The organism is Pseudomonas lini (assembly GCF_001042905.1).
Classification (GTDB): domain Bacteria; phylum Pseudomonadota; class Gammaproteobacteria; order Pseudomonadales; family Pseudomonadaceae; genus Aquipseudomonas; species Aquipseudomonas lini.
Genome location: NZ_JYLB01000006.1, coordinates 73,331 through 93,886 on the forward strand (window position 1 = coordinate 73,331; position 20,556 = coordinate 93,886).

Genomic DNA, 20,556 nt, shown 5'->3' on the forward strand with positions numbered 1-20,556 from the left:
ACAGGGACGTGTGATGAAAAAGTTTTTCAAGAAAGTTGGCGCATTCCTGCGCCAGACCTGGGTCTGGACCTTGCTGCTGGTGCTGTTCGTCGCGCTGCTGGTGTGGTTCGTCGGGCCGCTGTTGGCGGTAAATGACTACAAGTTCTGGGAAGGTTCGACCTCCCGTCTGCTGACGATCAGTGTGCTGTTCCTGATCTGGGGCCTGACCATGGTCTTCGTCAGCTGGCGCGCCGGTGTGCGCAAAAAGGCTGTGGAAGAAACCGAAGACGGCCAGGACCGTATCCGTCGTGATGAGCTGATCGACGAAGAGCAGAAAGAGCTTCGCGTACGCTTCAAGGATGCGTTGAAAACCCTGAAGACCTCGAGCCTGTATCGCGGTCGCAGCGAACGCTGGCGCAGTGATTTGCCGTGGTACTTGCTGATTGGCCCGCAGGGCAGCGGCAAGACCAGCCTGCTGGACTTCTCGGGCCTTGAGTTTCCGATCAACAAGATCGACCGCAAACTCACCCGCGACACCCTCGGCACCCGGCATTGCGACTGGTACTTTGCCGACCACGGCGTGTTGATCGACACCGCCGGGCGTTACCTGACCCAACCGGATGCCGAAGTCGATGGCAGCGCCTGGAGCACCTTGCTCGACCTGCTGCGCAAGCGTCGCCGCAACCGTCCGTTGAACGGCGTGCTGGTGACCATCCCGGTGGAAATGCTGCTGGGCAACACCGAGCAAGACCTCGACACCCTGGCCCGCCAGGTGCGTGCGCGTCTGCAAGACGTGCATCAGAAACTCCATGTCGACGTGCCGATTTATCTAGTGTTGAGCAAGGCCGATCGCCTGCTCGGTTTCGACGAATTCTTCGATCAACTGACCCGCGAAGAAAGCGACCAGGTACTCGGCACCAGTTTCCGCAAAGAGCAGAGCGGCACTGACGTGGCCGTGCTGCGCGCCGAGTTCGAAGAGCTGCTGCGTCGCCTGAACAGCCAGGTGATCATGCGCATGCACCAGGAGCGTGACACCCAACGCCGTGGCCGCATCCTCGACTTCCCGCATCAACTGGGGCAGATCGGCGAGCGCCTGTGCCTGTTCGTCGACATGGCGTTCACCGGCAACCGCTACCAGCGTGTCAGCCAGTTGCGCGGTTTCTACCTGACCAGCGCACCGCACTTGACTCAAGAGATGGACCAGACCACCGCCGGCATCGGCGCGAACCTGGGCATGAACGCTGGCATGCTGCCGACCCTGCGCAGTGGCCGTTCGCGGTTTATTCACCATTTGCTCAGCCGAGTGATTTTCCCCGAGGCCGATCTGGCCGGTCTGGACAAGCGCGAACGCAGCCGCATCCATTGGGGCCAACGTGCCCTGTACGTGGGCGCACTGGCGGCACTGGCGCTGTTCGGCATGTTGTGGGCTGGTGGTTTCTCGGCCAACTACGAGCGTCTGGAAAACCTGCGTAACCTGGCACAAAACTGGAATCAGCAACGCTCGGCCCTGACTGCGCGTGATGATTCGATGGCGGTACTCAAGACCCTCGACACCCGTTACGCGGCAACGCAGGTCTTCCCGCAAAAAGGTGACGTGTCGTACCACGAACGCGGTGGCCTGTACCAAGGCGAAGACGTCAATCCAGTGGTCAAGAGCGCCTACGAGCGTGAACTTGAAGCGCAACTGCTGCCACGGGTTGCAACGCTGCTGGAAGGCCAGATCCGCGCCAACATGAAGGACCGCGAACGCCTGCTCAACAGCCTGCGTGCGTACCTGATGCTGAACATGAAAGATCGCCGCGATGCTACGTGGCTCAAGGATTGGGTCGCCACTGACTGGTCCCTGCGTTATGCCGGCAACACAGCGGTGCAGAACGGCTTGAACACCCACTTCGAACGTTTGCTCAAGCAGCCGTTTATCTACCCGCTGAACGATCAACTGGTAGCGCAGGCGCGTCAGGTTTTGCGCAGCGAGTCGCTGGCCAACGTGGTTTACCGGATGCTGCGCGAGCAGGCTCGCAATCTGCCGGAATACCGTTTCAGCCAACACTTGGGCCCACAGGGTGCGCTGTTTGTCGGCACCGATTACGTGATCCCGGGGTTCTACACCCAACAGGGTTATCAGCAGTACTTCTCGGTCCAGGGCACTGCACTGGTCACCGACATCCTGCGTGACAACTGGGTGCTGGGCGAAGGTTCGGGCATCAGCGGCATGGACTTGCGTCGCCTGATGGTCGAACTGGAGCAGCTGTACTTCCGAGACTACGCCAACTTCTGGAGCGAAGCGGTCGGCCAGGTGGCATTGCCACCGATCAACGACGCCGGTGAAGGCGCCGAGCAACTGGCGGGCCTGACTTCGGCTAACTCGCCGGTGCTGCAACTGCTGGTGGAAGTGCGCGAGAACACCCGTTTCCAGGTCATCGCAGACAGCGCCGATGAAGCCGCCGATGCGGCGGACAAACTGGGCGAGAAGGGCGGCAAGCTCGGCAAACTCGCTGCGGCCGCCGCGGACAAAGCGTCGGACATGGCGAAGAACTTGCCGGACACCGCGAAGAAATCCCTGCAACGTCGCTTCGAACCACTGCACCGTTTGCTGGATGACAACAACGGCCCGGCCGCTGATTTGACCCCGGCCCTGACAGCACTCAACGACCTGCAACTGCAACTGTCGAGCCTGGCCCGCGCCAGCGCGCCGGAGCAGGCTGCATTCGAAATGGCCAAGACCCGCATGAGCGGCCAGCGTGATGCGCTGAGCAACTTGCGCAACGCGTCGAATCGTCTGCCGCGTCCAGTCAGCGTGTGGTTCAACGTGCTGGCCGAAGACACCTGGCGTCTGGTGCTCAACGATTCTTACCAGTACCTGAACCAGCGTTATCAGAGCGAGCTGTACAGCTTTTACGGCAAGGCGATCAACAAGCGTTACCCGTTCAGTGCCCACAGCACCAGCGACGTCGCGATCAGCGACTTCCGCGAGTTCTTCAAGGCCCAGGGCATTGCCGATCGCTTCTTCGAGAACTACATGCGTCCGTTCGTGAGTGGCGATCCAGGCAACTACCGCCTGCGCAGCGTTGACGGTCACAGCATGCCGATCTCCAAGGTTTACCTCGACCAGATGGCCGCGGCACAAGTGATCCGCCAGAGCTTCTTCTCGATCAACCCGGCCGAGCCGCAAGTGCAGTTCAAACTGGAGCCGTACACCCTCGACCCGGCCGTCAGCCGTTCCGAGTTCAAGTTCGGCGACAAGACCATTGAATACCGTCACGGCCCGATCGTGCCGGTGTCGTTCAAATGGCCGACCGACGCTGAAGACGGTCGCACCAGCCTGGTCCTCGACAAAATGGCCGGCCGCCCGATCGGTATCGAAAAGAACACCGGCCCATGGTCGCTGTTCCGTCTGTTCGACCTGATGCAGACCGAGTACCTGACCGGTCGCGATGTGCTTGTGCTGAAAGCTGACGTGGGTGGCCTGCGCGCCAACTACTTGCTGTCGAGCCAGCGCACGCCGAACCCGTTTGACATGGGCGTACTGCGTACTTTCCGTATGCCGGTGCAGCTCTGATGCAGGTTGCCAGTCCCTGGCGCAGCGCTGCGCGTACCGACCCGGGCAAGGTTCGGGCGCGCAACGAAGATGCTTTTCTCGACTGTCCCCAGCAGGGGCTGTGGGTGGTCGCGGACGGCATGGGCGGTCATCAGGGTGGCGACATCGCCAGCCAGTTGATTGTCGCCAGCCTGGCGGAACTGCCGGTGCAGGACGACTTCGACGAACGACTCAAAGGTATTCGCCAGTGCCTGCACTGGCTCAACCGCCGCTTGGGTCAGGAGTTGACCGTCACCGCCGGGCGCCATGACAGCATCATGGGCAGCACCGTGGTGGCGCTGCTGGTGGAAGGTAATCGCGCGGCCTGCATCTGGGCCGGCGACAGCCGCTGCTACCTGTGGCGCGGCCAGCGTTTGTATCAGCTGTCCAAGGACCATTCGCTGCAACAGCAACTGATCGACGAGCAGAACATGAGCGTCGAGCAAGCCCAGGCTCACCCCGCCGCCCACGCCCTGACCCGCGCGGTCGGGGCTGCCGAGCAGCTGACCCTGGATGTGCTCGAACTCGAGGTCTATCCCGGCGATGCATTTCTGTTGTGCAGCGACGGTTTGTATCAAGGGCTGAGCAGCGATGCCCTGGGCAACGCCTTGAGCCTGACCGCGCCGCACGTTGCGCTGGAACGTCTGTTCGACGGCGCTCTGCGTGGTTCGGCCCGGGACAATCTGACTGCCGTGGTGATCCGCCAATGACTGAATTCATGCCACCGATCGACGACCTGCTGGTGACCGAGGAAGAAGCCAATAACCTGACTTACTTTGCGTTCGCCAAGCCTTTAAACGGAAAGCCGCATGTGGCCGAGCCTGCGCTGGCGCCAACCCGGGCCAGCGTCGGTGCGCTGCCCGACGTGCTCGCAGGCCGTTACCGCATCGAGCGCCTGCTCGGTGCCGGTGGCATGGGCGCGGTTTACCGTGCACGGGATCTGCTGCACGAACAGTTCGGCGATCCCGACCCTTACATCGCGCTGAAAATCCTCAGCGAAGAATTTGCCGAATCGCCGGACGCCAGCGCCTTGCTCTACAGCGAGTTCGCCCTGACCCGACGCCTGCGCCACAACAACGTGCTGCGACCGCACACCTTTGAAGTGGACACCGACTGCCAGCGCGCCTTCATCACCATGGAACTCATGCGTGGGCTGACCCTGGACAAATTACTCTGCGAGCGCCCCTTGGGCCTGCCGTGGAAAGAGCTGCGCGACATCGCGCTGCCGCTGCTCGACGCGCTGGCCTACGCCCACGCTCGCGGCGTGCTGCACGGCGACATGAAGCCGAGCAACGTCATGCTCAGCGAAGAAGGCGTGCGCCTGTTCGACTTCGGCCTCGGCCAGGCGGAAGAGGGCATCCTGCCCGGCCTGCCGCACCTGAGCCGTAACCGCTTCAACGCCTGGACCCCCGGCTACGCCGCCCCCGAACTGCTCGAAGGCCAGCCGCTGTCGGCCAGCGCGGACGTGTACGGCGTGGCCTGCGTGATTTACGAACTGGCGGGCGGCAAACACCCGTTCCGCCGCTTGCCGTCGACCGAGGCCCGCGACGGACGCCTCGAGCGCGAGCTGCACGCACCCCGAAACCTACCGAAACACTGCTGGCCAGCCCTGCGAACGGCGCTGGCTTTCGATGCGGCAGATCGAACGATCACTGCCGCCCAACTGCGTGACGCTATGGGCGCCACATCGTCTTGGCTGCAACGTCTGCGACTCCGGGCGTAACGGATGACTACCGAACAGGGAGCAAACAATGTTTAACCCTTCCAACGAAACGCATTTCAGCCTGACCGTCGAAGACTACGTAGGCGACCTGCAAGTGCTGTCGTTCACCGGCACCGAAGGCATCAGCCAGCCGTATCGCTTCGACCTGGAACTGGTCAGCGAAAACCCGGACCTGGACCTGGAAAAGCTCCTGCACAAGCAGGCCTTTTTGGCGTTCGATCCAAAGGGTTCCGGCATCCACGGCCAGATCTACCGCGTCGCCCAAGGCGATGCCGGCAAGCGCTTGACCCGCTACAAAGTCTCCCTGGTGCCGCAGTTGCAATACCTGCATCACCGCACCAACCAGCGCATCTACCAGCAGATGTCGGCGCCGAAAATCATCGCGCTGATCCTCGAAGAACACGGCATCAAAGGCAACGCCTACAAATTCCAATTGAGCCAGCCGTGCCCGGACCGCGACTACTGCGTGCAATACGACGAAACCGACCTGCACTTCGTCCAGCGCCTGTGCGAGGAGGAAGGCATTCATTACCACTTCCAGCACACCTCCAAAGGTCATTTATTGGTATTCGGTGACGATCAAACGGTGTTTCCGAAACTCGGCCAGCCCACCGCTTATGTGCAAGGCAGCGGCATGGTCGCCGACGAACCCGTGATCAAAGGCTTCAAACTGCGCCTGGAAACCCGCACCAGTCGGACTACCCGCCGCGACTACGACTTTGAAAAACCGCGCCTGCAATTGGAAGCTGCCTATAAACCTGATGTTCAGAGCGAAGAGCCGGACCTCGAAGACTACGACTACCCCGGCCGCTTCCTCGACCGCGCGCGCGGCAAATTCCTCAGCCAACGCGCCCTCGAACGCCACCGCGCCGACTACCAGCAAGCCGAAGGCCATGGCGACCAGACCACCCTCGTCAGCGGCCACTTCCTGGAAATCTCCGACCACCCGCGCACCGAGTGGAACGACCTCTGGCTGCTCACCGAAGTCGTCCACGAAGGCAAACAGCCGCAAGTGCTCGAAGAAGGCGTGACCAGCGACACCACCGACTACAAAGACGACTTCCACCAGGGCTACCGCAACCGCTTCCTCGCCACCCCATGGGCCGTGTTCTACCGCCCGGCCCTGGAACACCCGAAACCCCGCGTCCTCGGCAGCCAGACGGCCATGGTCACCGGCCCCAAAGGCGAAGAAATCCACTGCGACCAATACGGCCGCATCAAAGTGCAATTCCACTGGGACCGCGAAGGGTTGGCTGATGACAAAACCAGCTGCTGGATGCGTGTTTCTTCGAGTTGGGCTGGGGATCGATACGGCGCCATCGTTATTCCGCGTATCGGTATGGAGGTGCTCGTCACCTTCCTTGAAGGCGACCCCGACCAGCCGTTGGTAACCGGGTGCCTGTACCACAAGGAAAACCAGGTTCCCTACGACCTGCCAGCGAACAAGACTCGCACTGTGTTCAAAACCCTCAGCTCACCGGGGGGCGGTGGGTTCAATGAACTGCGGATTGAAGACAAGAAGGGGGCGGAGCAGATCTTCATTCATGCCCAGCGGGATTGGGATGAAAACATCGAGCACGATCAGAAGATTCGGGTGGGGAATGAACGCCACGATACGGTGGTGAAGAACACCTACACCGAGCTGAAGGCTGAAGAACACCGCACCACGATTGCTGATCGCAAGAGCGAAGTGCGGGTGGATGATCATCTGACGATTGGGCAGAACCAGCACATCAAGCTTGGGACTGCGCAGCTGACCAGTGCGGGGAAGGAAATACATCTCAAGGCTGGGGACAAGATTGTCATCGAGGCCGGGATGGAGCTCACGGTCAAGGCTGGGGGGAGTTTTATCAAACTCGATGCGGGTGGTGTGACGGTTGTTGGGCCGGTGGTGAAGATTAATGCCGGTGGGTCGGCAGGCTCGGGGACCGGGATCGGGATTAAGCCGCCCGTGTTGCCGGGGGCTGCGGATAAGGATAAGGCGGGGAGTTTGATGGATCAGGCGTTGGGGAATGCGGTGCCTGAGAAGGTTAAACCGAAGGCTTTTTTTGTGTTTTCTGAGTGATGAGTTTCGTGATGACAACAAACAAAAACGCAAGGCAGTTCAGGTGGTGCTCCATCGCACTGCTGACGTTGGGTATGTGCAGCGGCGCCGTTGCCTCATCGCCCAGTGACCCGCAATGCCCGAGCGGCAACTTTGCAGAGTTCGCCCAGGTTTTCTCATCCCAACCTGAGATACAGAAGGCATCTATTGCCTCGTCCGTTCAGGAACTTCGAGTGGTTGCCGATGGCGACAAGCCAAAGGTTGTCCAGCGCAATATCAAAGCGCTGGACGCTACCGAGTTGAACGTTCTTGTGCCGGAAAATGCTGCTGCGTCGAGCCTAACTATTAAGGTCGATTTACCGAACAAGCTGATCGTTCGTGACCAGGCAGGCAAATTTCTAAAGGTTTTCGTCTTCAAACACGGCGACTGTTGGGTTCTGGATCGTGTCGAAGATTGGTCGCTTGAAAACGTATCTGATGTTGTGTCTCGAACAGAGAAACTATTGCCAGGTCAGCGAGAGCTGAGGAAAGGTGCATGGTTTGACAGGCTGGCTAATCATGCATCGCCTGAATCGGGTGTTTATTTGTACGCAGCAGCACTGGATAGCTACTTGGCCGGAGCGCAAGAAGGTTCGCCGCAAGCTGCACTCGCTGCTGCGGGAATCAGTCTTTCTGGGCAAGCTCCCCGCCTGGATAACAGCAAAATTGTGGATCTTTTGATTGCTGCTTCAAAAAGCATTCCCGACGCAGGCGTGACGCTTGCGAATTTTTACTGCGATGAGGGCGAATACGACGACAAGCAAGTCTGTATCAACCCGCAACTGTCAATGGCTGCATTGGAAAGCGCCGCGAGCCGAGGCTCGGTAGATGCGCTGAGCCAACTTGGCGAGGTGTATGAAGTCGGCACCGTCGCCCCTGCTGACCTGCCCCGAGCAATGGCGTGTTATCAGGAGGTTCAGAAAAAGGATCCTGAGTCCGGCACGCGAGGTGTTGACCACTTGGCGGCCCAAGGCGTCGTCGCTGATAACTCAATTCAATGTCTTAAAGCAGGGAGCTTCCGATGAGTACCGGACTACTCGAACAGCGGGCCAACTACCCGCATACCCAATATGAATACGGTCCAGCGAAAGGCTATGCCGATGCCGACGGCGACGGTCGAAAGGAAATCGACTGTTCAGGTCTGTTGTACCGAATGCTGAAGGACGCGGGTTATTCAATTCCATACCTGACAACGGGACAGCTGAATGTTGACGTAACCCATTTTGTCGTCGTTCCGCTCGCGAACGTCGAGCCTGGTGATATTGCACTCTGGATCAATTTTCACGGGCATACGGGGGTAGTCGAGAGCATCAATTCGGTGCGCAATGCGGGGGATTTTTTCGGTTCGCAAACCTCATCGGGGCCTAAGTCCGCCAAGTTCGGGAACGGTAGTGGTTACTGGCCAATGCCAGAAAAGTTCTTGCGTCCAAAACCCCAATATAGAACTGGTGCGCAACCGGCGCCGGCGGCTGCTCCCGCTCCCGCTCCCGCTCCAGCACCTGCTCCGGCGGGCCCTGCGCCGCTGATGAACTTCCAATATCCGTTTCGCAAGGCTGACGGTAAGCAATTCACAGATGCTGAAGAAATCTACAAAGTCCTTGAGGGTGAGACCTCGGGTCATTACCTGCTGGGTAGCAACAAATTTTGGCACGGTGGTATTCACATCACCGACAAAAGTGCTCCTCAGTGCGTGCTGAATGAACCAGTACGTTGTATGGCTGATGGTGAGGTCGTTGCGTATCGGCTCAATCAGGACTATCTGGAGTCAACCTTTGGTGACAATGAGAAAAAGCTGAAATACTCCAACTCCTTTTGCCTGGTACGTCACGAGTACAAGTCGACGCCTAACCCGGAAGAAGGACCGAACAAGGGTAAGCAAAACAAGCTGATCTTCTACAGCCTCTACATGCACCTCTTACCGTATAAGCGCTATCCGTTATCACCGGATGAAACGCCAAAACCGAAGGTGACCATGAAGGTAGGGGACTTCAAGGCTTATGACGAGGCGCCCTTGTCGAGCGACATAATCTCCCCTGGTAAAGTGACGAACGGTACCAAGCTTGAAGTCCTGGAGCAGAAAGACGTTAACAACATCACATACGCCAAAGGCAAAATTCTTTCCGGCAGCGTGAAGGCTGGTTCGAACAAAGTTCGCGACGTAGGGACTGAAATTTGGTTCGCCTATTTGAAGGATGGTGAGCCATACAAAAACTCCCAACATCACCGCATTTGGACAGCAGACGTCATTCCAGAGCGCGCCCGGCCAAATTACTGGCAAGGAAAGGTTAAAGCTAGGGCGACTAAACGGTTGCCTATACATCAGAGTCCGGCGAATCCAACGAACGGACAGCCTGCCGGTGCGCCCGTCGATGGCGGCCTGGAGTTGGCCGTCAATAGTGTTATCGAGTTCGATAGCAAAGAAATCGTTAACCTAGTGATTGGCAATAAATTAAGGCGCATGGCCTCATGCACACTGGTGTCTGGCGGAGTATGGCAGCCAACGGGGAATGCACCGCCGACATTCTGGACGAACGTCGAAAACGATCCGGCAAGCCAGTATGTGCAGTGGGAGACGGTGACTCCTACGGACTTTGATAGCGTTGCATCAACCAGAACCGGCATCAAGGCTGGCGATCCGATTGGTTACTTGGGACAAACCGAAAACCTCACAGGCGAAAACGGTGGCGTGGCAAGCAAGTATCAAGTACATGTCGAGATATTCACTGCCGAAGCTGACGTGAAAGAATTCCTTAAGAACTCTGCCGGTTTGAAGATTGGCAAGCAGTATCTGTATCTACCGGTGGGGGCCGAACTGAAGAAAAAAGCACCGGCAACTGGCACCACGCCACTTAAGAAGGAACATGCCGTTGATCTGCGTAAGGCTCCAGTTATCAAAGAGGGCAGCGACGACTATTACGAAGTCAAAGTGACAGAGGATGACCAATCGATCACTGGCCTTGTAAAGAAGGCCGGCGCAGAAGTCATCACGCAGCATGATTGGGAGAAGATGGGTTTTCAGATTGTTGAGGAAACAAACGCCACAGCGGATGGTTTTCTCGATCCGGAAGACATGCCGCAATTTTTCAAGGATCTCTTTGCAAAAATTGACAAAAACCACGATGGTGAAGTTGATCCGGGCGAGCTCGCTGACGCACTGAAGAACGCTGATACGAGAGATCAGTGGGCCAAATTTATTGCTCATCATCCGACTGAGTGGAAGAGTAAAGCCGATGCACCTAAGTGGAGTAAGTTAGATAACTTGTTGGAGCTGTCGCCGAAAACGTTGAAGCATGAAAAAGAAAGAATAAGTAAGTATGTGTTTTGGGAGGAGCTTTCTGGGAGCGCAGTTATCAACTCTGAAGTTGTTTGGCACTTTCATCCGGTTGAGTTTGTCAGTACGCACTTGTTGAAGCGTGCGCCGTCTGGATGGGCCCATAGCGCATTTGCAAATTTGTTGGGTAAAGTGGAATCGAATAACGATTACACGGCTTACAATGCTACAACACCTGTACTTAAATCATTCTACAATACAAATCTGACATCTCTGACAATTGCTGAGGTTCAGCAGAAGCAAGAAAATGATGAAATGTTTGCAACAGGGCGGTACCAACTTATCACGCCTACTCTAGCTGAGGCCGTAGATAAGCTTGGTTTGGATACGTCTCAAAAATATGATGAGGCGATGCAGGATAGAATATTTGTTGATTACCTGATTAAAATAAAAAGGAAAGCCATAATTAACTATCTGGAAGGGGATGGTGATGTGGAGGATGCAATTTACGCATGGGCGAAAGAATTTGCGTCGGCAGGCGTAAGGCAAGGAAAGAAAATCAGCTCTATAGTTTTGAAGGATGCTGCAGGCGTCCCAATTCTTCACCCTGTAACTCATAAAAAACAGTGGGTCGAGCGACATGCTCAGTCGGAAGGAGTATCTTTCTATCAAGGCGATGGGCTGAACTCTGCTCATATTACACCCGACGAAATGGTCCGTGCACTCGAGGAGTCTAAAAGAAATGCTGGGTAAATTTTTGTCTAAAACACTTCTATTGCTTTGTTTTATTAGTGCTTTAGCGTTTGCGGCGCCTCCATCATTTTCAGAATACGACGCCGGCACTTTGTATAAGGGCGCAAGTCATCCGTTAGCTAAAATTGATACCGCGGGTCAGCGCTGGGATGAATTAAGAAATAATGCCGCAAAAAAAGCAGTAAACTTTGCAGGTCATTACATTCTTTTTACCGGTGAGTGTGGTGGTGGTTCAATTTGTGGAGAAGTCATTGATGCGAAAACTGGGGAGGTTGTAAGGAGCTTGCCGAATGCTTACAAGGCAGACGATGAGGAAACTGAGGAGTCGTTCGATATAGACTTTAGGGCTAATAGCAGGTTGGTTGTGATAATGGGGGTCGCTCAAAATCGGGAAGTGGATGCTAACAACAATAAAGTCTCGCGAAAATATAGAACTAGATATTATGAGTTTGATGGTAAGGAATTCCATTTGGTTGCCAGTGAAGATAGGTAGTGGGGTGGTAGAAAGTTTTGGTTTAATATGAGTCTGGTACATGAGCGGCTGTCAAAAAAGCAGGTGGGTTTATGTAAAGAAAGTTAGGTGTGGGTAAGTAAATCTGTCCCGCTTTTCTATGCTTTATTATTTTTCTCCTGTGATCGGTCGTGGCGTCGAGGGTCAACCGTGACAACGAAGTTTAAAAGGTCTGCCGTAGCACTGATGAGCGTCGCCTTCGCGGCGTCGATGGTTTCGGTTCATGCACAGGAAACCTGCAACCACGACAGCTTTACCAATCCCGATTTGATCACTTGCGGCCAGCAAAGCTACGAAAAAGTCGACGCTGTGTTGAATGAGCAATACAAGAAAACCCTGACCAGCTTGTCTCTCACAGACAAGAAGCAACTAACCGATGTGCAAAGGAGTTGGGTGCGCTTCAAAGAGGCGTATTGCGAGGATCTGTATCAGGCCGTTTTGCCGGGAGCTGAGGCGCCTATCGAGAAGCTAGCGTGTTTGGCGCAGACAACCAGTGCCCGCTTGGGTGAGCTCATTTATCTACAGACCGGCCTGCCCAATGATGGCTTTTACAAAGCTGCATCGTTGATGGCAGGGCAGGACCGTGAAAACGGTCTGAAGACCTCGATCAATCTGCTGGGAGGGGGTGACTTCGACGATCCGGTTTGGAAGCAATATGCGGATGGGCAGTGTGAGATGAGTTTTCGACTGTTTCGTGAAGACCTCGCTTATTGCGCTGTGCGAATGCGCTTTCAGTTGCCCATGAACCGCTAAAAGGAATGATCGGGTTGAAGTCTTTTTCGTTGTTTTTTGTAGCCCTGCTACTCATCTGTCCGATGGCGGCTCACAGCGAAGTCACAACTGAGGTCTATTGCTTCCGCTCGCAGGAAGGCAAAGACATCAATTTTGAGTTTAGAAGCTATTACGACTCGGTTTCCAAATGGAGCGGCGCAAGCGTCAAGTACAGTAAATCGAAGGAGGCCATTTCTCTCGTCTATAAAGATTCCGAAGAAGAGGTGCTCGATCCGAGTCGGCCCTCTCAGTTCACGACAAGATGGGTTGAAGTGTCTGAAGGTTCGGTGACCGGAGATTATGGAATGGTCGGTCAGGGGGCTCTGATTTACGGAATGGTCTATACGAACTACAAATCCGGAAAGAAATACGTATTCGAGCAGGATAGCAATATGGACTCGCCGCCCGAGACAGGCTGCCAGTGGTGAGCCAGGGGTCATCAAGAAAGGGGACTTAACGTCCCCTTTTTCTATCCGCTGTCCGTTATGCCTTAGCCCGATGCTCCGCCGGATTCGGCGAATCAATGTGATCCAGCGCTCGCTCCACCAACAACCGAACCCCATCCGCCAATCTGCTTAGCGCCAAGGCTAAGGAGCGCCGTGTTCCATCAACATCGTCGGCCAAGTTGGCGGCGATGGCGCTGATGGACAGCAGGTCTTCCGAGGCGTTGGCCAGGAGGGCTTCGGTGTCGATGTCGGGGGAGACGGTGAAGAGTTTGCCTTTACGCTTGGGTTTTTCGTTGGGTGGTGGGGCGAAATGGTGGTCGAGGGCGCGTTCGGCGGCTTCGTGGAGCTTTTTCGAATCGAAGGATTCGTAGGGGGATGTGGCTGGGTTTTCTGGAGGATTGGGTGTTGGCTTGATCATTAAGTGTTACTCCATGATTTAAGGAGCTGACACCGTTTCGCGTGCACTTCGAAAGAGGTGGCAGCTGTGCATAGGTGTGCAAGACCGGTGGAGTCACCCGGCAGACCCGAAGATCTCCCATACACAGCCGCCATAACGATTCGCGAGCATAGGAAAACGCTCGATGAATTGCCATAACCGAATGTGTACTCCACCGGACTTGCACGTCCGTGTCACCGTTTTTTGCGGTGACGAACAGAGGTTATCGGTGAAGGTGAGGGCTGCCTAGTTCATGGACAGCCCGGCGTTTTGAAGGAAATTTCCCAGAGGTTTGAGGGCATCAAGATCAAAAGATCGCAGCCTTCGGCAGCTCCTACAGGAATGTGTTTCTTCAGGTGTAGGGCGGGTGTTGGGTGTGACGCGGAGCGTCACGGGATGCATTCCCACGCGGGAGCGTGGGAATGATCAAGGTGGAGGAGGGAGCGCGTGACTTGGTGGTCATCATGCGGGAAAAGCGGTTCATCTTCTTCTAACGCAACCCGACAGTGGCGTTCTTGCTTGAAGCCGCTACACTGCGCCGGCCGTTCATTTTTCTTTTGAGGCTGTGCGCATGAAATTTCGTTTTCTTCTGTGGATGCTGGGTTTGTTGATGGGTAAGGCCAGTCGGACTAATCCTGCGTTTCAGCAGCAGTTGGGTGACAAGGAGCTTGTTTTCCAATTACAGACCCTGGACGGGAAGGTGGCGCGGCATTTCTTTGTGAAGGATCAGCGCATTACCAGCAAGTCGGGCGTGTATGCCGAGCCTGCGTTTGCGATTGCATTCAAGGACGCGGCGTATGGTTTTGCCACGATGCAGGCGAAGAATAAGCAGTTGGCGTTTATGACGGGGATTCAGGACAAGTCGATTCAGATCAAGGGCAACCCGGCGTTGGTGATCTGGTTTCAGGGGTTGACCAAGTATTTGAAGCCGCGGAAGGCGAAGGCTAAGGCTTGAGTTTCGCGTGATGCGGTGACGCAGAGCGTCACGGGATGCATTCCCACGCAGAGCGTGGGAACGATCAATGGGGTCAGGTAGCCCGAGGTGGATTCATCGCGAGCAAGCCCGCTCCCACAGGGATCGCCTGAATTCTGTGGGAGCGTGGCTTGCCCGCGATGCTTTTAGGCTTGGCTGAATTGTGAGGCGAGTTCGCGCAACAGGACTTCAGCTTCAAGCACTTTGCTGACCACGTCGTTGGCCTTGTCGCGGGTCAGGCCAACACGCTCCAGCAAGGCGTCGGGGATGTCTTCATCCGGCCCAGACCCAATCCCGCGACTGCGCAGTAAACGCACCGCCAAACACACGAGGTTCGGGTATTCGGCGTAGTCGCCGTCGTAGCTTGGGTCGTGCTGGAAGCGCAGGGCGGTGGCCAGTTCTTCGGGCATGTCCCAGAAGCGCATCAGCCACGCGCCGATTTGTTCGCGACTGATGCCCAATAGGTGTTGTTCCACGTAGCTGTGGCACAGGTGCGGGTTGACTTCCAGGTGGCGGCAGATCAGCGAGAAGTGCGGCGGGAATACGTGGGCCAGTAGCAAGTAGCCGAAGTTGTGCAGCAGGCCGGCGAGGTAGGTCAGGCCGGCTTCCGGGCGCTGGGCGCGGGGCATGGCGCGGGTCAGGCCTTCGATGACGGCGGCGGTGTAGATCGATTGCTGCCAGTACGGTGTGGTGTGTTGCGGGTGGTCTTTCGGCAGGCTGAGGGTTTTGCCGAGGGCCAGGCCCAGCGCCAAATTGATCACCAGGTCGAAACCGAGCACACGGACGATGGCGTCTTCCACTGAACGAATCTTGCCCGGCGAGGCGTAGAACGGCGAGGCTGCCCAGCTGACGACTTGTGCGGCCAGGGCCGGGTCGGTTTCGACCACGCCGGTGATGTCGTCGATGGTGGCGTTGGGGTCGACCCGCAGTTTGATGATTTTCTGCGCGGTTTCGGCCAGCGGTGGAATCTCGATGGTCTCTTCCAGACGCTGCTGGATGCGCCGCGCGGTGAACGCTTGTACGGCCTGGGTGATTTCCTCGCGGTCATCGTGGGGGCGGTCGAGGTTCGGGCGGATGCTGGTCAGGGCTTCGCCGAAGTTGCCGGCGCTGGCCTTGGTGAGCATGGTTTTGAAAGCATCGCTGGAGATTTCCAGCAGCACATTCGGCTCGCCCGAGTTGATCAGCAGCTTCGGTTCGCGCAGCAGGCTTTCTTCGTACAGGCACGGCGAGCTGGTGAGCGCCGGCAGGCCGGGCAGCAGGCTCAGGCTGTGTTTGCCGAGCATTTTTTTCAGGCGTTCGGTGGATACGGCGGTCAACCGGCGGCCGGTGAGTTCGGCGAGGCGGTTGAGGTCGAGCAATTGGCTCTGGGGGAACAGCACCATGAGCGCGCCGACGGCATCGTCCAGCAGAACTGCCTGCACTTTGCGTGCGGCGTTCAGGCTGTGATGGTCGAGGACTTCTTCGTAGGCGATGCCCAGCTTGCCGAGCAGCAGCCGAATAACAGACGGAGCGTGCGGGGTTTCGGGGGCAAGGGCAGCTTCTGTCATGGTCTGTATCCGTTTGCAAACAATTGCGGGAGTATAACCAGCTTGTTTAAAGCCAGGGTTCAGAAACTGCGACAGTGCTCACACTTGGCCGTATTGCTGCCCATGGCGTAGCCAGCGGTCGAGCAGCGGGCTGACGTGATCCGGCCAACGCTCGAGCAATGCTTGAGCGGCGTCGCGCACGGCGGGCAGCAAATCGGCGTCGCGCATCAGGTCCGCGACCTTGAATTGCAGCAGACCGGTCTGGCGCGTGCCGAGCATTTCGCCGGGACCGCGCAGTTCGAGGTCTTTTTCGGCGATGACAAAACCGTCGTTGGTTTCGCGCATGATGCCCAGCCGCTGACGGCCGATCTGCGACAGCGGCGGATGGTAAAGCAGCACGCAATGGCTGACGGCGCTGCCCCGACCGACGCGGCCACGCAATTGGTGCAGTTGCGCGAGCCCGAGGCGTTCAGGGTTTTCGATGATCATCAGGCTGGCGTTGGGCACATCAACGCCGACCTCGATCACAGTGGTGGCGACCAGCAGTTGCAGGTTGCCGGCCTTGAACTCGGCCATCACCGCGGCTTTCTCGGCGGGCTTCATGCGGCCGTGGATCAGCCCGACTTTCAACTCGCCGAGGGCGGCGGTCAGGTCTTCAAAAGTAGTTTCGGCGGCCTGGCAAGTCAGCTCTTCCGACTCTTCGATCAGCGTGCATACCCAATAGGCCTGACGCCCTTCGGCACAGGCGCCGCGCACCCGTTCGATCACTTCGACGCGCCGGGTGTCGGTGACCAGCACCGTATTCACCGGGGTGCGGCCGGGCGGCAGTTCGTCGAGGATCGAGGTGTCGAGGTCGGCGTAGGCGCTCATGGCCAGCGTTCGGGGGATCGGCGTGGCGGTCATGATCAGCTGGTGCGGACACATCCGCCCGCCGACGCCTTTTTGCCGCAATGCCAGACGCTGCTGCACGCCGAAGCGGTGTTGTTCGTCGATGATCGCCAGTGCCAGGTTCTTGAACTGCACTTCGTCCTGGAACAGCGCGTGGGTGCCGACCACCATGGGCGTTCCGTTGGCGATCTGCTCCAGCGCGGCGACGCGGTTTTTACCCTTGAGCTTGCCGGCCAGCCATGCGACTTCAATGCCCAGCGGTTCGAGCCAGCGTTTGAAGGTGATGAAGTGCTGTTCGGCGAGGATTTCTGTGGGCGCCATCAATGCGACCTGATAACCCGCTTCCAGCGCCTGAAGTGCGGCGAGGGCGGCGACCACGGTTTTACCGGCGCCAACGTCTCCCTGAATCAGCCGCAACATCGGTTCGTGCTGGCTAAGGTCGTAAGCGATTTCGTTGCCGACCCGTTGCTGGGCGCCGGTCGGCGTGAAGCCTAGGTTGGCCAAATACTGTTCTGGCAGCTTCGTGGCTTTCGGCATGGCCGGGGCACGCAAGGAGCGCATGCTCTCGCGCAGGCGCTGCTGGGACAGTTGATGGGTCAGCAGTTCTTCGAAGGCCAGCCGATGCTGCGCCCAGTGATGACCGAGGGCGAGTTCGTCGACATCGGCATCGGCGGGCGGGTGATGCAGGTAGCGGATCGCGTCGGCCAGCGGTGCCAGTTGATAGTCCCGGGCCAGTTCGGTCGGCAGCCAGTCGGGCAGGCTGCTGGGGCCGAGCAGGGTCAGCGTTTGCATGCACAGTTGGCGCAAACGCTGCTGGGTCAGGCCTTCGGTGAGCGGGTAGACCGGGGTCAGGGTTTCATCCACGGGCGGCGGCTCATCGCCGGTAATGGCGCGGTATTCCGGGTGGTAGATCTCCAGCCCCGACGCACCGGGCCGCGCTTCGCCGTAGCAACGAATGCGCGTGCCGCGTTTGAGGCCTTCTTTCTGGGCGTTGCTGAAATGGTAGAAACGCAGGCTGAGCCCGCCGGTGCCGTCCTGCAGACGGACAACCAGGCTGCGGCGTCGGCCCATGACCACGTCGGCGCCGCTGACGGTGCCTTCGATCACGGCGTCCTGACCCGGTCGCAAATGGCCGATCGGGACCACACGGGTGCGGTCCTGATAACGCAGCGGCAAGTGGAACAGCACGTCCTGGAGATTCTCCAGGCCGACCTTGGCCAGTTTCTCGGCCATGGCTTCGCCGACACCCTTGAGTGCCGTCACCGACACTTGCGACAACTCGGTCATGGCAGCGACTTAACCGGCCACCACCGGCGCTGGCGGCTTGGCCACCGAGCACAGGCGAATGGAGTCGGCGAGGATTTCAATCGCCTTCGGCCGCGGGAAGCTCGCGCGCCAGGCGATGGCCACGGTGCGGAACGGCACTGGCGCGCTCAATGGGCGCACTTCGATCACGCCGGGAGCGTAGTGATGGCTGTCGACCGCCGACAGCGGCAGGATCGAAATGCCCAGGCCGGACGCAACCATGTGGCGAATGGTTTCCAGCGAGCTGGATTCCACCGTGGTGTGTTTGGCGCCGTCGTTGCCTTTGGCCAGAGTCGGGCAGGCTTCCAGTACTTGATCGCGGAAGCAGTGGCCTTCGCCGAGCAGCAGCAGGCTCTTGTCGTTGAGCAGGGCGGCGTCGATGGATTCTTTTTGGGTCCACGGGTGCTGGGCCGGCATCAAGACGTAGAACGGCTCGTCGTAGAGTTGCAAGGTCAGCACGTCGGCTTCGTTGAACGGCAGGGCGATGATGATCGCGTCGAGCTCGCCGTTGCGCAGTTTGTCGCGCAGCACGTGGGTGAAGTTTTCTTCGATGTACAACGGCATCTGCGGGGCGACCCGGTGCAGTTGGGGAATCAGGTGCGGGAACAGGTATGGGCCGACGGTGTAGATCGCGCCGACTTTGAGCGGGGCAGTCAGCTGGTTCTTGCCGGCCTGGGCCAGTTCGCGGATGCCTTGGGCCTGTTCCAGGACTTTCTGTGCCTGGGCGACAATGCCTTCGCCGACCGGGGTCAGGCGCACGGCGCTCTTGCTGCGCTCGAAAATCAGCACACCGAGTTCGTCTTCAAGCTTTTTCACGCCCACCGACAAGGTCGGTTGGCTGACGTGGCAACGCTCGGCCGCATGGCCGAAGTGCTGCTCTTGGGCGAGGGTAACGATGTAGCGTAATTCTGTAAGAGTCATAGCAAGCGTCCATGAAGTTGCGGGCCAAGCATACCGGCTGCAATCGATAGACGCACGTTATCAGACTGAGTGTGTTGAGTGACACAGGGCAATGCAGGTTTGGCGTTTGCGGATATGCAAAAAGCAAAAAGATCGCAGCCTTCGGCAGCTCCTACAGGATGTACATCAATCCCAGGTAGGAGCTGCCGAAGGCTGCGATGTTTTGATCTTCTGTTTTAACGGCGACGTTCCAGCGAGTAAACAAACGGTGCAACGATTTCGATGGAGCCGTTGTTCAGCATGTCGGCCGGTGGCTTGGGCAGCGGTTGGGCGCGGCGGATCATTTCCAGGGTGGCCCGGTCCAGATCGGCGTTGCCGGAGCGGCCCACCAGTTCGAACGACAACACGTTGCCTTCAGCATCGACCACGAAGCGCAGACGGTTCAAACCTTCCTTGCCCCGCGCCTGTGCACTGGCCGGGTACTTTTTGTACTTGGCCAAGTGTGCGAGCAGGGTGCCTTGCCAGCTGGCCTTGGCAGCTTGTTGCGCTGGCGATGGGCCGGGTGCCGGCTGAGCGGATTTCTCCGTCGGTGCCTGAGTCGGTTGCGCGTCGCTCGGTTTTTCCTCGGAAGGCTTTTCCTTCGGCGGCTCCGGCTTTTTCTCCACAGGCTTGGGCGGTTGAGGCTTCGGCTTGGGTTTGACCGGCTTGGGCACGGCAATCTCGGCCTTCGGCGCTTCAGCGAGTTTTGGCAGCGGCAGTTCTTCCACCGGGGCCGGTGGCTGTGGCGGCGTGATCACCTTCGGCGGTGCGGGCGGTGGCGGGGCCGGAACCGGCGCCAGTTCGACCATCATCGCCTGCGGCGGCAGCTCGATCGGCGGGCGCGACGTCCAGTTCAGCGCCAGCGCAATGGCCAGCGCATGGACGCCCAGCACCACGGCCAGGCTCCCGCTGTAACGCGTCAGCTTTTGGCGCGTGTTGATCATTTCTTGGCTGCCGTCTCGAGTCCGACCAGGCCGACCTTCAGGTAACCGGCGGCGCGCAGGGCGTCCATCACGCTCATCAGGTCGCCGTAGTCCACGCCTTTATCGGCCTGGAAGAAGATCGTCGTGTCTTTCTTGCCCTTCGTCTTGGCGTCGAGTGTGGCGCCGAGGGTTTCGGCCTTCACTTCGTCTTCGCCGAGGAACAGGCGCTGGTCAGCTTTCACGCTGAGGAACACCGGTTTCTCTGGCCGCGGCGCCGGTTTGGCGGTGGAAGCAGGCAGGTCGACCTTGATGTCCACGGTGGCCAGCGGCGCCGCCACCATGAAGATGATCAACAGCACCAGCATCACGTCGATGAACGGCGTGACGTTGATTTCGTGGTTCTCGGCCAGATCGTCGTCTGCGCCTTCTTTCAAATGCAGGCCCATGGCCGA

16 protein-coding genes are annotated in these 20,556 nt (G+C 58.1%); 10 read left to right on the plus strand and 6 right to left on the minus strand.

Annotated features, from left to right (window positions below; genetic code table 11):
- The first annotated feature begins 13 nt into the window (after nucleotides 1–13).
- From tssM to TU81_RS18540, 9 genes are all read left to right on the plus strand, one after another.
- Nucleotides 14–3,538: a type VI secretion system membrane subunit TssM gene (tssM, locus tag TU81_RS18500; protein WP_048396248.1), complete on the plus strand. Its 3,525-nt coding sequence runs from the start codon at nucleotides 14–16 to the stop codon at nucleotides 3,536–3,538.
- The gene (locus TU81_RS18505) at nucleotides 3,538–4,266 is read left to right on the plus strand and encodes a PP2C family protein-serine/threonine phosphatase (RefSeq protein ID WP_038980693.1); all 729 of its coding nucleotides are present in this window, start codon (nucleotides 3,538–3,540) and stop codon (nucleotides 4,264–4,266) included. The genes tssM and TU81_RS18505 overlap by 1 nt, the downstream gene beginning before the upstream one ends.
- Nucleotides 4,263–5,279, plus strand: coding sequence for a serine/threonine-protein kinase (locus TU81_RS18510; RefSeq protein ID WP_048396249.1), 1,017 nt, complete (start codon nucleotides 4,263–4,265; stop codon nucleotides 5,277–5,279). The genes TU81_RS18505 and TU81_RS18510 overlap by 4 nt, the downstream gene beginning before the upstream one ends.
- Nucleotides 5,280–5,307: 28 nt before the next feature.
- Complete coding sequence (locus TU81_RS18515; RefSeq protein WP_048396250.1) at nucleotides 5,308–7,344, plus strand: type VI secretion system Vgr family protein; 2,037 nt, start codon at nucleotides 5,308–5,310, stop codon at nucleotides 7,342–7,344.
- A gap of 11 nt (nucleotides 7,345–7,355) precedes the next feature.
- Complete coding sequence (locus TU81_RS18520) at nucleotides 7,356–8,387, plus strand: SEL1-like repeat protein (RefSeq protein WP_038980699.1); 1,032 nt, start codon at nucleotides 7,356–7,358, stop codon at nucleotides 8,385–8,387.
- Entirely contained in the window at nucleotides 8,384–11,386 is a 3,003-nt protein-coding gene (locus TU81_RS30555; protein WP_048396252.1) for an EF-hand domain-containing protein, read from the plus strand. Before TU81_RS18520 ends, TU81_RS30555 begins: the two co-directional genes overlap by 4 nt.
- Nucleotides 11,376–11,879, plus strand: coding sequence for a hypothetical protein (locus TU81_RS18530; protein ID WP_007894620.1), 504 nt, complete (start codon nucleotides 11,376–11,378; stop codon nucleotides 11,877–11,879). The genes TU81_RS30555 and TU81_RS18530 overlap by 11 nt, the downstream gene beginning before the upstream one ends.
- A 204-nt stretch (nucleotides 11,880–12,083) precedes the next feature.
- A complete protein-coding gene (locus TU81_RS18535; protein WP_038980703.1) occupies nucleotides 12,084–12,650 on the plus strand; it encodes a lysozyme inhibitor LprI family protein in 567 nt (188 codons plus the stop codon).
- Between the two features lie 5 nt (nucleotides 12,651–12,655).
- On the plus strand, nucleotides 12,656–13,096 hold the full coding sequence (locus tag TU81_RS18540; protein WP_038980705.1) for a hypothetical protein: 441 nt from the start codon (nucleotides 12,656–12,658) through the stop codon (nucleotides 13,094–13,096).
- A gap of 55 nt (nucleotides 13,097–13,151) precedes the next feature.
- On the opposite strand, the gene TU81_RS18545 is transcribed toward TU81_RS18540, so the two are convergent.
- Nucleotides 13,152–13,532 carry a DUF6124 family protein gene (locus tag TU81_RS18545; RefSeq protein ID WP_038980707.1) on the minus strand — a complete coding sequence of 127 codons (381 nt, stop codon included), beginning with the start codon at nucleotides 13,530–13,532 and terminating at the stop codon, nucleotides 13,152–13,154.
- Between the two features lie 589 nt (nucleotides 13,533–14,121).
- On the opposite strand from TU81_RS18545, the gene TU81_RS18550 reads away from it, so the two are divergent.
- The gene (locus TU81_RS18550; RefSeq protein ID WP_038980709.1) at nucleotides 14,122–14,505 is read left to right on the plus strand and encodes a hypothetical protein; all 384 of its coding nucleotides are present in this window, start codon (nucleotides 14,122–14,124) and stop codon (nucleotides 14,503–14,505) included.
- A 164-nt stretch (nucleotides 14,506–14,669) separates the two neighbouring features.
- Here the strand turns inward: TU81_RS18550 and TU81_RS18555 are convergent, their stop codons facing one another.
- The 5 genes from TU81_RS18555 to exbD all read right to left on the minus strand — a co-directional run bounded on the left by TU81_RS18555 (nucleotide 14,670) and on the right by exbD (nucleotide 20,550).
- Nucleotides 14,670–16,070 carry an aminoacyl-tRNA deacylase and HDOD domain-containing protein gene (locus TU81_RS18555; RefSeq protein WP_048396253.1) on the minus strand — a complete coding sequence of 467 codons (1,401 nt, stop codon included), beginning with the start codon at nucleotides 16,068–16,070 and terminating at the stop codon, nucleotides 14,670–14,672.
- A 78-nt stretch (nucleotides 16,071–16,148) separates the two neighbouring features.
- Nucleotides 16,149–18,224 (minus strand): ATP-dependent DNA helicase RecG, encoded by a 2,076-nt coding sequence (gene recG / locus TU81_RS18560; RefSeq protein WP_038980713.1) that lies wholly within the window; start codon nucleotides 18,222–18,224, stop codon nucleotides 16,149–16,151.
- Nucleotides 18,225–18,233: 9 nt separating this feature from the next.
- Nucleotides 18,234–19,163, minus strand: coding sequence for a hydrogen peroxide-inducible genes activator (locus TU81_RS18565; RefSeq protein WP_008007618.1), 930 nt, complete (start codon nucleotides 19,161–19,163; stop codon nucleotides 18,234–18,236).
- 215 nt (nucleotides 19,164–19,378) lie between these two features.
- On the minus strand, nucleotides 19,379–20,125 hold the full coding sequence (locus TU81_RS18570) for an energy transducer TonB family protein (protein WP_038980715.1): 747 nt from the start codon (nucleotides 20,123–20,125) through the stop codon (nucleotides 19,379–19,381).
- Complete coding sequence (gene exbD / locus TU81_RS18575) at nucleotides 20,122–20,550, minus strand: TonB system transport protein ExbD (protein WP_038980717.1); 429 nt, start codon at nucleotides 20,548–20,550, stop codon at nucleotides 20,122–20,124. Before exbD ends, TU81_RS18570 begins: the two co-directional genes overlap by 4 nt.
- Nucleotides 20,551–20,556: the final 6 nt, after the last annotated feature.

What these genes read in the sequence shown, in the direction of transcription:
- TU81_RS18555 (WP_048396253.1), bottom strand. Translation starts at nt 16,070, where the DNA reads ATGACAGAAGCTGCCCTTGCCCCCGAAACCCCGCACGCTCCGTCTGTT.
- TU81_RS18530 (WP_007894620.1), top strand. Translation starts at nt 11,376, where the DNA reads ATGCTGGGTAAATTTTTGTCTAAAACACTTCTATTGCTTTGTTTTATT.
- exbD (WP_038980717.1), bottom strand. Translation starts at nt 20,550, where the DNA reads ATGGGCCTGCATTTGAAAGAAGGCGCAGACGACGATCTGGCCGAGAAC.
- TU81_RS18570 (WP_038980715.1), bottom strand. Translation starts at nt 20,125, where the DNA reads ATGATCAACACGCGCCAAAAGCTGACGCGTTACAGCGGGAGCCTGGCC.
- TU81_RS18535 (WP_038980703.1), top strand. Translation starts at nt 12,084, where the DNA reads ATGAGCGTCGCCTTCGCGGCGTCGATGGTTTCGGTTCATGCACAGGAA.
- TU81_RS18505 (WP_038980693.1), top strand. Translation starts at nt 3,538, where the DNA reads ATGCAGGTTGCCAGTCCCTGGCGCAGCGCTGCGCGTACCGACCCGGGC.
- TU81_RS18510 (WP_048396249.1), top strand. Translation starts at nt 4,263, where the DNA reads ATGACTGAATTCATGCCACCGATCGACGACCTGCTGGTGACCGAGGAA.
- TU81_RS18540 (WP_038980705.1), top strand. Translation starts at nt 12,656, where the DNA reads ATGATCGGGTTGAAGTCTTTTTCGTTGTTTTTTGTAGCCCTGCTACTC.
- tssM (WP_048396248.1), top strand. Translation starts at nt 14, where the DNA reads ATGAAAAAGTTTTTCAAGAAAGTTGGCGCATTCCTGCGCCAGACCTGG.
- TU81_RS18520 (WP_038980699.1), top strand. Translation starts at nt 7,356, where the DNA reads ATGACAACAAACAAAAACGCAAGGCAGTTCAGGTGGTGCTCCATCGCA.
- TU81_RS18515 (WP_048396250.1), top strand. Translation starts at nt 5,308, where the DNA reads ATGTTTAACCCTTCCAACGAAACGCATTTCAGCCTGACCGTCGAAGAC.
- TU81_RS18545 (WP_038980707.1), bottom strand. Translation starts at nt 13,532, where the DNA reads ATGATCAAGCCAACACCCAATCCTCCAGAAAACCCAGCCACATCCCCC.
- TU81_RS30555 (WP_048396252.1), top strand. Translation starts at nt 8,384, where the DNA reads ATGAGTACCGGACTACTCGAACAGCGGGCCAACTACCCGCATACCCAA.
- TU81_RS18565 (WP_008007618.1), bottom strand. Translation starts at nt 19,163, where the DNA reads ATGACTCTTACAGAATTACGCTACATCGTTACCCTCGCCCAAGAGCAG.
- recG (WP_038980713.1), bottom strand. Translation starts at nt 18,224, where the DNA reads ATGACCGAGTTGTCGCAAGTGTCGGTGACGGCACTCAAGGGTGTCGGC.
- TU81_RS18550 (WP_038980709.1), top strand. Translation starts at nt 14,122, where the DNA reads ATGAAATTTCGTTTTCTTCTGTGGATGCTGGGTTTGTTGATGGGTAAG.